General features: G+C 49.5%; 13 protein-coding genes and 1 pseudogene. 8 read left to right on the forward strand and 6 right to left on the reverse strand.

What is annotated here, in order from left to right; genetic code table 11:
• The first annotated feature begins 49 nt into the window (after positions 1-49).
• Complete coding sequence (locus tag RHM61_RS14095) at positions 50-1,072, forward strand: site-specific integrase (RefSeq protein ID WP_322247931.1); 1,023 nt, start codon at positions 50-52, stop codon at positions 1,070-1,072.
• A 3-nt stretch (positions 1,073-1,075) separates the two neighbouring features.
• On the opposite strand, the gene RHM61_RS14100 is transcribed toward RHM61_RS14095, so the two are convergent.
• Both RHM61_RS14100 and RHM61_RS14105 read right to left on the reverse strand, forming a co-directional pair.
• Positions 1,076-1,342 (reverse strand): hypothetical protein, encoded by a 267-nt coding sequence (locus tag RHM61_RS14100; protein ID WP_322247932.1) that lies wholly within the window; start codon positions 1,340-1,342, stop codon positions 1,076-1,078.
• A gap of 1 nt (position 1,343) precedes the next feature.
• The gene (locus tag RHM61_RS14105) at positions 1,344-1,508 is read right to left on the reverse strand and encodes a hypothetical protein (protein WP_322247933.1); all 165 of its coding nucleotides are present in this window, start codon (positions 1,506-1,508) and stop codon (positions 1,344-1,346) included.
• A 15-nt stretch (positions 1,509-1,523) separates the two neighbouring features.
• Here RHM61_RS14105 and RHM61_RS14110 point away from each other — a divergent pair.
• Positions 1,524-2,336: pseudogene (locus tag RHM61_RS14110) on the forward strand (IS3 family transposase); the annotation flags it as partial.
• Positions 2,337-2,428: 92 nt separating this feature from the next.
• Here the strand turns inward: RHM61_RS14110 and RHM61_RS14115 are convergent.
• Entirely contained in the window at positions 2,429-2,614 is a 186-nt protein-coding gene (locus RHM61_RS14115; protein ID WP_322247934.1) for a hypothetical protein, read from the reverse strand.
• A gap of 405 nt (positions 2,615-3,019) precedes the next feature.
• Here RHM61_RS14115 and RHM61_RS14120 point away from each other — a divergent pair, with 405 nt between their 5' ends.
• Together RHM61_RS14120 and RHM61_RS14125 are read left to right on the forward strand one after the other, a co-directional pair.
• The gene (locus RHM61_RS14120) at positions 3,020-3,328 is read left to right on the forward strand and encodes a PGDYG domain-containing protein (protein ID WP_322247935.1); all 309 of its coding nucleotides are present in this window, start codon (positions 3,020-3,022) and stop codon (positions 3,326-3,328) included.
• Positions 3,325-6,186, forward strand: a complete 2,862-nt coding sequence (locus tag RHM61_RS14125; protein ID WP_322247936.1) for a toll/interleukin-1 receptor domain-containing protein — start codon at positions 3,325-3,327, stop codon at positions 6,184-6,186. Before RHM61_RS14120 ends, RHM61_RS14125 begins: the two co-directional genes overlap by 4 nt.
• A gap of 558 nt (positions 6,187-6,744) precedes the next feature.
• Here RHM61_RS14125 and RHM61_RS14130 read toward each other — a convergent pair.
• The 3 genes from RHM61_RS14130 to RHM61_RS14140 form a co-directional block, all read right to left on the reverse strand.
• Positions 6,745-7,107 (reverse strand): type II toxin-antitoxin system PemK/MazF family toxin, encoded by a 363-nt coding sequence (locus tag RHM61_RS14130; protein WP_322247937.1) that lies wholly within the window; start codon positions 7,105-7,107, stop codon positions 6,745-6,747.
• The gene (locus tag RHM61_RS14135; RefSeq protein ID WP_322247938.1) at positions 7,107-7,361 is read right to left on the reverse strand and encodes an AbrB/MazE/SpoVT family DNA-binding domain-containing protein; all 255 of its coding nucleotides are present in this window, start codon (positions 7,359-7,361) and stop codon (positions 7,107-7,109) included. The genes RHM61_RS14130 and RHM61_RS14135 overlap by 1 nt, the downstream gene beginning before the upstream one ends.
• 80 nt (positions 7,362-7,441) lie before the next feature.
• Positions 7,442-7,777 carry a hypothetical protein gene (locus tag RHM61_RS14140; RefSeq protein ID WP_322247939.1) on the reverse strand — a complete coding sequence of 112 codons (336 nt, stop codon included), beginning with the start codon at positions 7,775-7,777 and terminating at the stop codon, positions 7,442-7,444.
• A gap of 139 nt (positions 7,778-7,916) precedes the next feature.
• On the opposite strand from RHM61_RS14140, the gene RHM61_RS14145 reads away from it, so the two are divergent.
• From RHM61_RS14145 to RHM61_RS14160, 4 genes are all read left to right on the forward strand, one after another.
• Entirely contained in the window at positions 7,917-9,224 is a 1,308-nt protein-coding gene (locus tag RHM61_RS14145; RefSeq protein ID WP_322247940.1) for a phospholipase D-like domain-containing protein, read from the forward strand.
• Between the two features lie 246 nt (positions 9,225-9,470).
• Positions 9,471-9,782 carry a helix-turn-helix transcriptional regulator gene (locus RHM61_RS14150; protein ID WP_322247941.1) on the forward strand — a complete coding sequence of 104 codons (312 nt, stop codon included), beginning with the start codon at positions 9,471-9,473 and terminating at the stop codon, positions 9,780-9,782.
• Positions 9,779-11,080 (forward strand): type II toxin-antitoxin system HipA family toxin, encoded by a 1,302-nt coding sequence (locus RHM61_RS14155; protein WP_322247942.1) that lies wholly within the window; start codon positions 9,779-9,781, stop codon positions 11,078-11,080. The genes RHM61_RS14150 and RHM61_RS14155 overlap by 4 nt, the downstream gene beginning before the upstream one ends.
• Before the next feature lie 737 nt (positions 11,081-11,817).
• On the forward strand, positions 11,818-15,279 hold the full coding sequence (locus RHM61_RS14160) for a pentapeptide repeat-containing protein (protein WP_322247943.1): 3,462 nt from the start codon (positions 11,818-11,820) through the stop codon (positions 15,277-15,279).
• Positions 15,280-15,304 lie beyond the last annotated feature (25 nt).

Genomic DNA, 15,304 nt, shown 5'->3' on the forward strand with positions numbered 1-15,304 from the left:
ATAATATTTTATTATTTCTCGGTAATCAGTTTTGACAAGGAGTGCAGTCATGGCTTCCATTACCAAAACAACACGCGGGTGGCGGGTGCAGCTCAGTATCAAGGGAGTACGCGAATCGATCACTTGTGCGACCAAAGCCCAGGCACTCGCTTGGGCCGCCGAACGCGAAACGGCACTGCGCAACCAGGTCGTCAGCGGCATTGTTGCTGGCAAAACGTTTGAGCAAGCTTGTCGCCGTTACGAGCAAGAAGTTTCCATCCATAAGCGTGGTCACCGCTGGGAAGCCCTGCGGCTGGCTGCGCTGTGTGATTTTCAAGTCGACGGAGTGCGGCTCGGCAGCGTGCCGCTGACGCAGATGCATGCTGAGTTGATCGGTCGCTGGCGCGATCTGCGTCTCAAAGGCACGCCCACTGTGCCGCCGGTCAGCGGCGCCACCATCAATCGTATTCTTAATCTATGGTCGCATGTCCTCAGCACTGCGGCAACAGAATGGAAATGGCTCGCCGTCAGTCCGACCGCGGCAGTGCGGCGTCCACAAGCTGCAGCGCATCGCGATCGCCGACCGACTCAGGATGAGATCGATCGCATCAATGTCTACTGCGGTTTTTACGACGAGCCGATCACCAGCAAGATGCAAGCGGTTGCGTTCTGTTACTTGTTTGCGATTGAGACGGCAATGCGTCAAGGCGAGTTGTGCGGGCTATACCCGTCGCACATCAACGGTGCTGTCGCGCATTTGCCGATGACGAAGAATGGCAGCAAGCGCGACGTGCCGTTATCGAAGCGCGCCTTGGAGTTAATCAGCTTTCTGCCGGCGCAGCCGGCGAATGAGCCGCCGTCACCGATTTTCATGCTGTCGGCGGCCAGTCTCAGTACGTTGTTCCGTAAAGTCTGTGCGGCTTGCTGTATCGAGGACTTGACGTTTCACGATTCGCGTCATGAAGCCATCACTCGGTTGGCCAAAAAATTGACGGTGCTCGATCTGGCGCGCATGGTCGGCCATAAAGATTTGCGCATGCTGCAAATTTATTACAACGAGACGGCCGCTGAGATGGCGACACGATTGGATTGACCGCTACTTTTCTCTATACCGGTCGGCCCATTGAATCACTTCCTTTACCTTGTATAGGGGATGTCCGCGCTCACCTTTGCCAGTTGGCAGTCGAATCGCCACGGGAAAATCCGACTTGCACACGATGCGTTCACGGACCACGGATTCGCTGCGCTTCAAAAAGCCGGCAACCAAGCGGATATCCCATAAATCGACGGATAAAGGTATGCTCGGCTTACTGCGCTCGACCACGGCATCGGCCAAGCGCGCGATCAGTTCTTGTTCGCTCATGTCAGTGCTGCCAATCGAGTTCGGTCAACGCTTCAAGGCGTTCTTGATCACCCGCTCTTTGCCAGCCGCGTGTCAAGCTATCCCAAGCGAAATAAACGCCCCACGCGAACGACTGATGCAGTGAGGCAGCCGCATCGGCACGCCCTTTTTGTTTGGCGATCGCCATCATACTTCTGATACGTTGAGCAGGTCTGCGTTTTACGAAGCAAAGCGACGTTTCGCCATACCCAAAGTCTGCAAAGAAAGCGTCCATTTGGAAGCTGCATTCATGGCAATCGATCAGAGTTACGGCAGCCGCCGGATGGTCGCAGCCATGGCCAACGAAGGCTTCCGGGTCGGACGCACAAGGTGCGCCGTTTGATGCGCCAAGCAGCCTTGAAACCCGTCTGGAAGCGCAAATTCGTCCATACGACAGACAGCAAAGCGCGACTTGCCGATTGCCGCCGATGTGCTGAACCGACAGTTCAATCCGGCAGCGCCGAACTTGGCTTACGTCAGCGACATTACCTACATCCGGACGGGTGCCGGGTGCTTGTATCTGGCCACCGTGCTCGACCTGTATGCGCGCAAAGTGGTCGGATGGGCGATGGCACTGAGCATGCCTGCAAAACTGGTGTGCGATGCCTTGAACATGGCGATCCAGTAGCGCTGACCGGCAGCCGGACTCATCGTTCATTCCGATCGGGGCAGCCAGTACGCCAGCGAGTTGTATCAGGAATTCTTGAAGGAAAATGGCTTTGTCTGCAGCATGAGCCGCAAAGGTAATTGCTGGGATAGCGCCGTCGCAGAGCGCTTCTTCCTGAACCTCAAAATGGAACGTGTTTGGCAACGCCAATATGCCAACCATGCCGAGGCCAAGGCAGACATCACCGGCTACATCGTCAGCTTCTATAACGGCAAGCGTATCAATTCAGCATTGGGCAATCTGCCGCCCACCGTCTACGAACGGAAAATGGCAGCACGAGAACCTATCGTTGTGTCCGAAATGACTTGATCACCGCAGTCATACTGGGGGAAGGCCACGCAAATAAAGTATAGGCTCAGGTAGACAATAGGAACTTTTCTGTTTAAGTGGAAAACTGACTGTCAAAAATTACCTGATTGCGGGTTTTGATCATCTTGTTTAGGTGGATAGTAGGAAGCAATTTCCTCCATGACATCTAATAATTGACCATCTTCATCATATACATGGATAAAAGTCTTCCCATCCTTCACATAGGTTTCGGTGTACGTGTTTCCATTAAGCGACTTAATTCTGATCCCTACATTCATCACTTTCTCCTTGAATTCAAGAAAATTTAGATCGCGAGTTCAAATATGAAGTGCAACTGAAGCTTTTTGTGCGCCGAACTTTTGGTGCGGGAGCTAAGGGTAATAGTAGAGATATAGGCATTGTCCATATGGAAAGTATCCGTTATCCTGATGAGTTAATTTTAACTAAATCGTCAGTATCTTTTGAAAGTGCATCTGATCGCCTGTGCTTCGAGAACGAGATGTCGTATTTTTAGTGGCTGCTTTTGATAGATTGCTTGGTGATTCAAATCATTAAATCAGGGGTGAACTTAGCTAGCTATAAAGGAAATTAAATTGATTTGTAAAAAGTGCATCAAAATTTCTACTCCCGTCCAAGTCGAATTTGCTCATGAGTCCGGAATAGTGAGGACTTTGGAGGGGCCTGTGCATGATGAGCGTGAGGATGCTCTTCCGACTGCTGAGACAAAGGAGCATTGGCCAGTTTCAAGATGGCGTTTTGAGCGAACTTATACCGCTGTTGCACCCACTGAATCCGGTAAGCCAGGTGTTTATGTCAAGCTCCCTATTTTAATTACTGCAACTCAAATCGAAAATCCCCTTTCTGTCGCGATATCGAATCTTCGTGGTGAAATCAACGGCCAGATAGGGGATTGCTTGATTGCTGAGCCAGAGGGAAATCAGTGGGTGGTGGCTAAAGAAATTTTTGAAAAGACATATCGGGAGATGTTATGACAGGTATCAGCACACCAGTACTCTGCTGCCCACTTTGCCATGGAGAAAAGCTGGCTTTTATTTTAGCTCGAAAGCGGTGGCGGTGCGAAAACATTGATTGCTGCGAAGTCTTTGACGGGCCACCACCTGGTAATCTTTCTCGACAACAGAATATTTTTCTTTCATATGCGCACACCGTTGATGGTAACGATGACCATAGCGCGCATTTGGTGAGACGCATTAAAGAAAAGTTAGAGCAGGCGGGCCACAAAACCTGGATTGATGAACAGCAGCTACAACCTGGCTTTGACTGGCGACATGGCATCACACAGGGAATACTCGCTTCAGATCGGGTTTTGTCCTTCCTCAGCCCTCGGTCTGTTCGTGATCCAGGCGTATGTTTGGACGAAATTGGCATCGCAATGGCACATAAACATGGCGCTATAGCCACTATTTTGACAGACGATCGCACTGTATCCAGCATTCCTGCCAGCGTCAGCCATATCCAATATCTGGATCTGGCTGATTGGAAACTACATGTTAATGCTCCTGATGAAGAGCCCTGGCTTGAAAGCAAAGTTCAGAAAATTTTGGATATTCTTACCAAGAACGCTGGCTTTGCCGGGGAACTTGAACATTTGGCCAGAGCACTAGGTGCTTCAACTACCGTATCCAAAATTGGCAGGCTTATCGAAAGTGGTATTGTCGGGCGAGCCTGGGTGTTCGATGCCATTGAGACGTGGCGTTTACAGCAAATCAATCAACGGGTATTTCAATTGATTGGCCTGCCAGGTACAGGAAAAAGTGCGATTGCTGCCCACTTAGTACATTACGCCAAACTGCGGGTAGTGGCGTATCACTTTTGCGAGGCTGACCAGCCCGAGACACGCTTTCCACACATTTTTGTTCGGAATCTGGCTTTCATGCTCGCTGCCAGATTGCCTGCCTTCCGCGTTTTGCTCAAAGAACAGCTGGCACGGTTGACAAAACCACTCCATGAATTGTCAGCAGATTATTTAATGGAGCAACTGCTTATTAATCCATTGCGCAGCCACATCGATGGTGGCCAGACGGATGACCGGCTGCTGATCGTCATTGATGGGCTGGATGAAGCTGATATTAGTCTGAGCAAGTTGCTAAACAAAACGCTCCAAGATCTGCCGTCCTGGCTGGGCGTTGTTATGACAGGCCGTACTAGTATCAAGCCATATTTTGAGCAATTTCAGACTTACGAATTGAGCATTGACGACAAAAATAATCAGACTGACCTGCGACAATTTATGCTTAAGTGGGCTGAAGATGAGCCAGCAATGACATCCGATATTCAGGAATACTTGCTGCACTGTGCGTCAGGTCAAATTTTGTACCTCGTCATGGCGCGTCGGGCTGTTAAAGACGGGAACATGACTATTAATAATTTAAAAATGCTCCCACCAGGTTTAGGAGGATGCTATCAAATTTGGTTTGAGCGAGCCTTTAGTGAGCGACCAACGGAGGGGGGCGTATGGAACACGCTTGTTTATCCCTTGCTAGGCTTGCTATGTGCTAGTTCGATGCCATTACCGATTCATGTTGCCCGAAAAATTGGGAACTGGCACGGACAGGATGCTACGATCGTTCGTCATGCGCTAAGTGGCTTACTTTTATGGGACAGCAGCCTCCAGTTTAGTCATAAAAGTATTAGTGATTGGTTAATCGAGACAGAAGGACTCTTTTGTGTCAACGTTGAAGAGAGCACGCAGCGTTTAGTCGATTGGCTGTCTGAGCAAATACCTGATAGTTATCAGCGATATGAATTGAGCGATGAGAAGTTGGACGTCTGCGGGTTAATGGTCTCTATGGCCCAAACACAGCTTCATAAAAAGCAGTTTTCCAATTCAAAGAGGCTTTATGAAGGTGTGCTGAACATATGTGCGGGCTTTCTGTCAGTATCGAAGAGTGATGCTCTGAGCACAATGCAACTAGTCTATCAATCAGGGAGAGGCCTGTTAGAAATAATACAGGAAACCGATATGGGTTCGGATGATCTGATATTTTCTATAAACAGCGGATCGAGCGAGGTCACGTTAATGGAAATGACATACGAAGCATTTGGAGCCTATATCATTCCAATGATGATGGGGGAGCGACCAGTTGCCTCAGTTAGTCCCGAAAAACTTTCAGATTTGACTAATTTAGCAATTCAAATTGAGGATTTGGGCTTGTCGCCGGTGTCCGAGCGATTGCATGAGACCGTCTTCAGCTTACGTGAAGAGCATCTTGGTTCCAGTCACATTGATACATTGCTCTCTTGGTTTATATACGCTTCCAATTGTAAAAATAGCCAAGGCGATATGAGTGTTGACGTGCAGTTTAAACGGAAAATAGAAGGGCTTTGTGATTCTTTGGGAATGCTAAGTACAGATCAGCTGGTTTCCTCCGTCGGGGTGTCTCTTGAAAAGCTATTTCTATTTAGCAAGGCTAAATCTGTTTATGAAATGTTTCTCGAAATTGAGCGTGGCAGAGTTGGAGCACTTGGTAGTCTAAGTCCCCATTGTCGGAGCTTCTTGGCTCGGATGTTTTATCGGGAAAAGAAATTCGCAGAAGCAAAAATAATGTATGAACAAGTGTTGCTGATATATCAAAAAAATGATGGTATAGAACATGCCGAGTCGTTAACGGCGATGTCCGCCTTAGCCGACATTGAAGAAGCAATTGGAGACTTCATATCTGCAAGATCAAGTTATGAACGTATCCTTACTATTCGTAAGAAAGTTCAAGGTTGGGAGCTGGATAACCCTGCCAATTACTTTACTGTACAAGCGCTCTCCCGAACTCTGCGAGCTTTAGGCGAGAAAAAACTCGCTGATGAGTTGGACGAAAAGGCATCGACATGGTGATGGTTTCAGCCCCACAGTTAGTAATTGTTTTTGGTGTGGAAAGCTTCGATTGTGCGCACAATCAAATAAAAGTATTTGTCTGATTTATTGAATTTTACAACGATGAATTTATCGGATTTGCGCGTAAAACCCCGTCGTGCAGAGGCTGTCGCAAAAGGGTAGTGAATCGGTATCATTACCCCAACTGGTGGCGACGTCATTCTTGCGCGCTTTTGGCAGGAACCCAGCGGCGTTCGTGCTTAACTGAAAATGCCAGATATGATCGTGTTTTCAGCGCTGAAAACGACGCTGGGTTCCCGCCAAAAGCATGCGGGAATGACGAGGCTGTGGCATGCAGGAATGACGAGGTATGCGGTGTTTCATGTGTAAAAAACGTCCATCAGGCTTTTGCGACAGCCTCTTTAGGGCGGGGAGGATGTCAATTAAAATCGATATAAATAGCCTGAGTAAACTGTAATGCCGTTCAGTTAAACTGTTTTTCGCACAATACGATGGCGGCATGATGGAAAATGACGCTACGCTCCTTGCAAATAAAACCGACATGCGTCGCTTTGCTTCTTATTCGCAAATAGCAATAATTTGATTCAGCATATCGCCTGCAAGTATCAACACTTCCTCGGGCGCTTTTTTCCATGGATGGGGCTTTGCATCCCGCAGTCGCCAATCAAAGCTTTTAGGCTGGTGTGCCAAAATGTAACTTGGCTTGCCCTTGTTACCAATGAACTTTACGGCAAATGGATTTGTTTCATTGGATTCAGCCGTAGTCATTGGCAGTCCAATGACAATTCTTGTTTTGTCATTAAATGCTTTGGGTGACAGCACAAGTAAGGGGTGAACATCTTTCATTTCCCGCCCCACTTGAGGATTAAAATCAATCCAAATAATATCCCGGCGCTCTGGAACCCAAATTTTTTCCACCATCAAAACACCTCAGCACCGATGCGGCCAGAAGCCATCGCTTCACCACCGTGCTTTACCGGATCAAACGCTGCCAGTTTTTGTTCTAAAGAGAGCTTGGGGCTACCTTTTCGATGAACTACCACACCGAAATCGTCGGCGGATACGTCAACTGGTTGTCCGGCGACAAAATGTACTTTTCGCGCAAGGGCGGCGGGAATGCGTACTGCCAAGCTGTTGCCCCACTGCTGGACAGTTGAATTTGCTGTCTTACTCATCATATCTCCTGTTATGTAGATACTAGTATATACTTTTTTAGTTAAGTATCAACGTGCTTATATATGGCAGATTCAATATTTCACGCGCCGCTTACTGTCTGGCGACGACTACCTTGCCTATCATTGACCAGTTCCGCCACGCGCCGCAACAAAGCATGCTGCCGCGCGATCGTGGCCGTCGTGTAGATCGACCGCGTGTACATCAGCTCCTTTTCCCTTGAGTGGGCCGATATCGAGGCCAACCGGATCGTTGATGAGCGCGAACTTCCTTCGGGATGCAAGGCTGCGGCGATTTGCGGTGCCCAAGGCTGGGAATGATCGGTGACGCCACCACTGCCGATGCCATTCTGGACCGCATCGTGCAGCGCAACCACTGTTTTACGCTGACCGGCGATTCGCTGGGCACGGGACACCATGAATCGTCAAAAAGAGAAAAACATCGACCTATCGTGATCGTAGAGCTTAGAATTTGACCGCGTAACGCGCATCTTATGCGCAGCGGTCACGTTCGCCGGAATCCCCATTCACTACATTTTTGAGCAAAGGCTCAGTGCTATGCCAGTCACTTCAATCCAATCCGTGAACCTTGCGAGAACGGTCACACTCACGGCTGCGGCGGTGTCAACGACACAGTTGCTGGTAAATTCATCGAAGGCGGCCGATCACATTGTCGGTGTTGAAGCGTTATTTCAAAATGCCACGCAGCTCGATTGCATGGTTGCTTTTGCCCGTTTGTCCGGATACACAAAATTAGAGGCAACCCTGGGTGCGGCGTTGGACGCCGGCCTGTCAGTTCGATTCGTCGTCGGCCTTGATTTTTATCACACCGAGCCGCCGGTTCTGGAAGCGCTTTTTGCGCTCATGGAGCTGTATCCAGATCAGTTCGAATTGTTCATCAGCGGGCCGAAGAGGACTCGGACCTTTCATCCCAAGGTCTATGCTTTTCAGTATGCGGACGCGTCCTGCAAGATGGTGGTTGGGTCGGCCAATCTCACTGCAGGGGGCCTTTCGCTCAATCATGAATTTTCCTTGTTCACCGAATCGTCCGATTGCCTGCTGGCCGATCAGGTGGCTTCAGAAATCGCAGATCTGCTCCAGAGTGGAGAAATCGAGGTGGCTGCGCGTGAGCGCTTGGACGAATATGCGCGACGGCACAAGATCTACGCGTTGCACAACCGCGCTGCCAAGTTGAACGCTGAGGCTGATTGTAAGAGTTCGAGGTCCGCGCCCTCAAGCAATGGTGCGGTCTACCTGCCGACGCTCTTGTCAATCCTGACGCTGATGAAAGCGGATCAAACTCAATCCGGGTTCATCGCTCAGAGGAACGCTCGAACCCGAAGGCACGCAAACGCACAAGGGTATTTGAACGGACTTCGGACGCAAGCTGTTGGCACCCCGGGGCAGTTTTTGGCATATTACGAACCACTGGTGTCGGGGTTGGGCTGGCATTCCGGCGGTCTTCAGCGCGGCAAGAACATCGTTGCGCAACAAGGTGAGGTATTTCAAGCAGGGCTGCGCGATTTGTACTTGCGAATGCAAGCGAATCCAAAACTCAGTGCCGAAGATGCTTATCTCCTTTTGCACGCTTATTTGTCCAGCATCCCGAGAGCGGGAACCAACGTACTCACGGAGGCCTTGCACACCTTTGATCCCTTGCGTTTTGCGGTCATGAACCAGAATTCGGTCAACGGCATGGCACTTGCGGGATACCGAAGCTTTCCAGAGAAGCCGAACAAAAGCAGTGTCGATTCGCTGCTTTACGCGGATTTTTGTTCGAAAGCCAGACGGGTTTGCGCTGCCTTGGGGCTGGCGAATTTGGGCGAGCTCGATGCCCTGTTCAACTACGCGTATTGGGTCGCCTGAGCTGCGAACAGGGCGTTGCAAGCACGAACGTCGCTGGGTTCCTGCCAAAAGCGCGCAGGAATGACGTTATGTCCGACAGGGGTAATGATCCCGAGTGAAAACCCTCTTGCGACGATCCATTAAGTTGTAACTACCGACTAACATACTTAATGGACTACATTTGAGTAGTAGTATCACCGTTCTCGATTTGCCATTTCAAATTTTCAGCGTATATTAATACTCATTATCGCTAATTTGAGTATTAATATGAGCACAATCATCGAGCAATTAGTTAATGTTCGCGAAGTAAAGCACCTCTCGCAGACCGCTTTTGCTGAAAAGGCTGGATTAAATCGAATGACTGTCGCGCGTACGGAACTTGGAAAAATTGATCCCAGACTTTCTACGATTCTGGTCATGGCGCGTGCGCTTGGATTGGACTTAATGCTTGTTCCAAAAGAACTTAAACAAGCTTTGGAAGAGTTTATCCAATCAGGCGGTAAATATGTCGGTCAGGCACCTGGTGTGGAAGCACCGCTATCTATCGTGGACGCCATCTTGAGTGAAAGAAATGCATGAGCACGTCTATTCGCTATGTGCGCATTTATCTGCACACTCCTGATCGTCAAAAATTACCTGTCGGTCACTTATCCGTCTATGGCGATTTAATACGCGTCTCATTTGATGAGAGCTACATTAGCAATCCTTTGCGGCCTACTTTATCTCTCGCATATCGAGGTTCGAGTGAAGCGCAGACCCTTGCTATTCTCCGTGCCGAAAAGGATATGCGTGTTGCCAGGAACGATGGAAAATTGCCGGTGTATTTTCAAAATCTACTTCCAGAAGCGCAGAATCGGCAACGCTTGGCAAAAGAGCGCCAATGCGGTACGGAGGATGAATTCGAGCTACTCGTGGCAGCCGGTCATGATCTTATGGGTGCAATTGAAGTCGAACCCATAGCGCAAGACGATTCGGTGCCGGACAGTGTGCGACTTTGGCACACCACACTCGGTAAGGATGTTGTTGAACCGGGCTTTGTTGAATACCCGGTAGAAGATGCCTTCGCAATCCCAGGCGTCGTTGTCAAGTTTTCTGCGCTCCAAGATGGCAGGCGATATCTTATTAAACGCCATGGCGCTGCCGGTTCCTACATTCTCAAATTGCCGACAACCAGGCATCCAGATCTGGTCGAAATCGAAGCGACAGGATTCGCCCTGCTTAAGGCGCTGAACATCGATTGCGCCGAAGCGGAAATCATCGCAAAAGAAAATGCTGATCTGCCAGAACATATTCCCTTTGCTCACCTTTTAGCTGTAAAGCGGTTTGATCGGGGTGAAAATGGCACGCGTATCCACATGGAAGAATTTGCCCAAATTCTTCAATATGCGCCAAAACACAAATACGGGAAAGATCTGATTAAAGACTACAGCTCAATTTTAAACATTTTGGAAAGTCTTTCATCCCAGCCGGACAAAGATACGGTTGAGTTCGTCAAGCGCTTTGTTGCTTTCATTTTAATGGGCAACACGGATGCCCATCTGAAAAATTGGGCGGTTATCTATTCTGACGGGATTAATTTACAGCTTTCACCAGCCTACGATCCTGTCAGTGTATCGTCGTTATTTGATCGTGTTCCCCTTGATCATTACGGATTAAACCGCGAAATCGATCGTCAATTAACAGCGTTCACGTGGGGTGACATGGATGGACTATTGACAGCAGCCAAGGTCACAAGGAAGTCAAGATTGATGAAAATTGCGAAGGACACCGTAAAAAAAGCCAAAGTTGTCTGGCCTGAGATCTTACTTCACGCGCCTGTATCCGTAAGAAATTGTATAGAGGCAAGGCTTGGCGGCGGTGTTGAGATCGCCAAATAGCAATTTTTCAGACGAACTTCGGGCATTGTTTGTATTCGCTTGATGATTCCCGTTGCTCTGATTATTTGTTTGAATTTGTTTCGTATTAAACGCAAAAAATTAATTTTTTCATCAAAGATTTGACTAGGGTTTGAAACACCAGTCTTCAGAGGCTGTCGCAAAAGCCTGGCGGACGCTGTTTACACCTGAAACACCGCATACCGCGTCTTTCCCGCATGCCGCAGCCTCGTCATTCCCGCATGCCGCAGTCTCGTCATTCCCGCATGCTTTTGGCGGGAACCCAGTGTCGTTTTCAGCGCTGAAAACACGATCATCTCTGGCATTTTCAGTTAAGCACGAACGCCGCTGGGTTCCTGCCAAAAGCACGCAGGAATGACGTGGCCACCAGTAATACCCTTTTGCGACAGCCTCGTAGGGGCGCGCTCCCTGTTGCTTCGTGGTGGGCTTGCCTTGTGGATAATATCCAGTGAGCAAAAAAATTCAGCCTAAAATCTCTTATATTGAGCGCACCGGTGGCTATATTGTCGGGGTCGGTTATTTCAAAGAGTAGAGCTTGAGTCGTCCGTCAGGGCACGATGATGGTGCAGAGTTATGGCTATTTTCTGCAATTTTTTAAAGACGTGAATGTTTACACTGCCGCTGGCTCATCGCAATAGCGTGGCAATATGCGCCGCTGCAATGTTATCAAATGGCTTGTTCGGCTATCCCCTCGTCTTTCATTGATAAATAGCGAAAATATGCTCCCTTCTTCCAATAGTATTAATCGTCCTCAGGCCGTAGCGGCACCTCCTTCCTCCATACCGCAGAACGACTCAGGGCTTAGACCGGCGCAGGTCAGTCAGTCCGGGCCGTCGTGTTTGCAGGTGCCGCGCAGTGCTGCGCTTGATGTTGGGCTGACGCAGCGTCTGTGCGCGGCCAGTTCCTCGGAGGGTGCTGGCAGTTCGCCTACTGATTTAATTGCGCGCACGGGCGGTAGGCTTGATTACCGCGCTGCCAGTTTGGCTGGCCATGATTTTTCTGGGCTTGATCTCAGTGCTGCCGATTTCAGCGGAGCCAATCTGCGCGGGGCCCTATTTAAGGGAGCGATCTTGCAGAGTGCTAAGTTTGATGGTGCCGATTTGAGCGGTGCTGATTTCAGCTTGGCGAATTTGCAGAACGCAAGTTTGCTCAATAGCTTGCTCGAGGATACGGATTTGAGTCTTGCCAATTTGGTTGATGCCAAGTTGGGGCAAGCCCGTTTTTTGAGCAAGGCGGCGAACCGTGCGAGTGCGGAAAGCATGTCGCTGGCATTGCCCGAGCCAAGGCCGGCATTGCCGTCTATCGATATCCATACGCTGGAAAAACTCGAGCTCTATGCAGCCGATGCTTGGCTGCATTCGTATCTTGCCAGGGCTGCGCCGGCCGAACATGGCGGCGCAGTACTGAAGGTATATTTACGAACAGTTTTTTTTCCGTTCGAGATGGGCAGGCAGAACAGTGAGGTAGCGAGTGATTATGTTCAAAAAATGCTGGAAAAAAACCGCCAATTCAATGGTATGGCGCAGGTTCAAGGGCCGGACATCGCGCCTTTACTGGCGCACGGCTTCATTCCGGCACCGAACCATTTGGAAGTCGACCAATACCATCTCGTGTTTCCTTTCTATAAGCATGGCAATTTGGTCGATGCGATCAATGCCAAGCCTACCGAAGTACAGAAAAAAATCTTCATGCGCCAAATGCTTACTGCAGTAGGGCGCTATCACGCTCAGGGTTTTTTTGATTTAGGTGTGAAAGATACACAGTTTGTCGTCGATATCGTTGACGATCAAAAGCGCTTGGTGTTTACGCCTAGCTCGAAAATGTTTCGTACCAATACAGGCATGACGCAGCTAGGAGGTGGCGGTGCTGCTTCGGAAAGATGGTACCAGGCCCCGATTCCGAAAAAAGGCGAATCTTCGAAGTTTTGCGATATCTGGAGTCTGGGCATGGTTTTTCTACGCATGCTCAGCGGGGCAGAGCCGCAATATATCTACAAGGCAGGCAAGTTGGCCGGTAAGCCGATGACTGGCGAGGGGGCGATTATGTATCATTTGCATCAAGGCGGATTACCTGATTTTCCTGCTAATTTATCGCCAGCGGCCAAAAATTTTCTGCTGCGTTGCTTGCAAACCGATCCGGTGAAGCGTAGTTTGGTGCCAGCTTTGCTCAATCATCCTTATCTGGCGCAGACACAGGCTGACAGCGCAGTCGCGGCGGCGTGTGAAAAGCGCGGGGGCTGGAGTTTTTCTGGGCTGACATGCAATGGTGCTGATTTTTCTGCTTGCGATCTTTCCGGGGCAGATTTTCGTGGTGCCAATTTGGTTGATACCGATTTTTCCAAAGCGGTATTACGTGGGGCCGATTTCTCTGGTGCCGTGTTGCATCGGGCTAGTTTTGCGCAAGCTGATCTGAGTGGAACGAATTTGACTGGTGCTGATTTTCATTCGGCGAATTTGCGTGGGGCCAAGTTGGTGTCGGCTTACCTGGAAAATACGCTTTTGCTCAAGGCAGATTTGACGAATGCGGACTTGAGCAAGGCCCATCTTAACAATGCCCGCATTGCCGATGCGTCGTTTTTTCGTGCCGTCGCGAATCAAGCTGTGTTTGAGAACATGCAGCTCAATGGCAATTTTGCGTTTATGGAGATTGATCGGGCGCATTTTCTGCATGTGAGTTTGACGCCGCGCGCCTGGGGTGAATTGCATAATAATTTGAGTCGCTTGGAATCAATGATGCTGCTCTTGCCGCAGCGTACAGATGGTGCGTTTGCTTGGCATGCTGCGTATGTACAGCCTCAGAACGGGCGCCACGATAGCGTGCTCACGCAGATTGACTTGATGGATGACAGTGCCGTGAAATTAGCGTTGATGGGTAGCGTGCTTGAGCATGCGCTTGCCCATGCATCGGAAGAAACGTGGACTTGGTTGTCAGCGGAATTTTTCGAAGTGATGATTGCTCGTTTTGATTTTTACTTTCAACACCCGACGATTACCGAGCAGTTTTTCGCGCGCTTATTGACCCGCTCGTTGGAGACGGTAGAGGAAATGGGCTTGTATGATTTGTTGCGGAAACAAGCGAAAATATTACCAATGCTGTTAGATTATGTCATCAAGAACTTGGAAAGTCAGACGAAACATTTCCATATCGAGCGTAACGGTTTGATTAATTCACTGCTGTTTTGTGCGCAAGACAGTCAAGATTCGGCCTGTCTGACCATGCTCACGCGAGTCAAGCAGCTCTGGTTTGCTATTCCTTTGATCGCTGCCATCCGCACGCAGGCGATGGCGGTGTATGGCGTCGAGGAGGTGACTGAGCTCGATGACTATCCGATTTTTTTGACCGCCGATGGCAAGCAAGCGGTCACCTTAATGCCGGAGCAATATCGGGCCATGTTTCTTCCAGATCCCGTACATCATGAATGGGATCAGCTCGCTTATTTTTACCAGCGCTATGATGCCGGTACTGATCCTTTGCCAGACCATGCCATCGTTAATGACAAGATAGAAAATCTGGAAAAATTGATTGGCCGTTTGCCGGTGTTGAGGAATATCTATTTTGCCGATTTTAAAAAGAATCGTCACCAGTCCTTTCTCAAACAGCTCAACTTACCGCAAGCTGTGCTCCTTGATTTTACAATTGCAGCGGCATCGCGCCGCTCGACTGTCAAATATATAGGCGCCGATGGCAACGCCGAGCGACGCGATCAGTTACGCAATGCCTTGGGTCGGTTTGTCGATATGACGACGGTCAGTTCCAATGGCAGTTTGCCGCTCGACTTGTGCGTCAGCCCGGAATTCATCTCCAAGGTCTTGGTGGCCATCGGCAAAAGCTCGGCCTCGGAAGCCGAACAAGCGCGCAGTTTGTTGGTGCTGAGCGCGATTTGTGCAAGCTATTCGTCGATGTGGTATTTCGGCAGCGATGGAGAATCGGTCGATTCCCTGCGCAGGATGGCATTGGGCTTATTCAACAGTGCACAGCATTTCGATGCGGGCGTATTGCCGAACAAGCAGAGAATCCTGGCAGACAACAGTGAAAGAGCATGGAAAAATCGCTTGGCCGGTTTGCCCGATACGTTCACTTGTTCGGCAAGCATCAGCACTGAGATGCTTGATCAAATGAAACACAGCTCGGTGGCCTTCGCAGACGACTTGCGGCGTTTGTTGCCACCGGCCTGGTTATAAATCTGCGCTTTCCTGTGGTTTTGAA

The sequence above is a fragment of the Undibacterium sp. CCC3.4 genome (assembly GCF_034347425.1).
Taxonomy (GTDB): domain Bacteria; phylum Pseudomonadota; class Gammaproteobacteria; order Burkholderiales; family Burkholderiaceae_D; genus Undibacterium.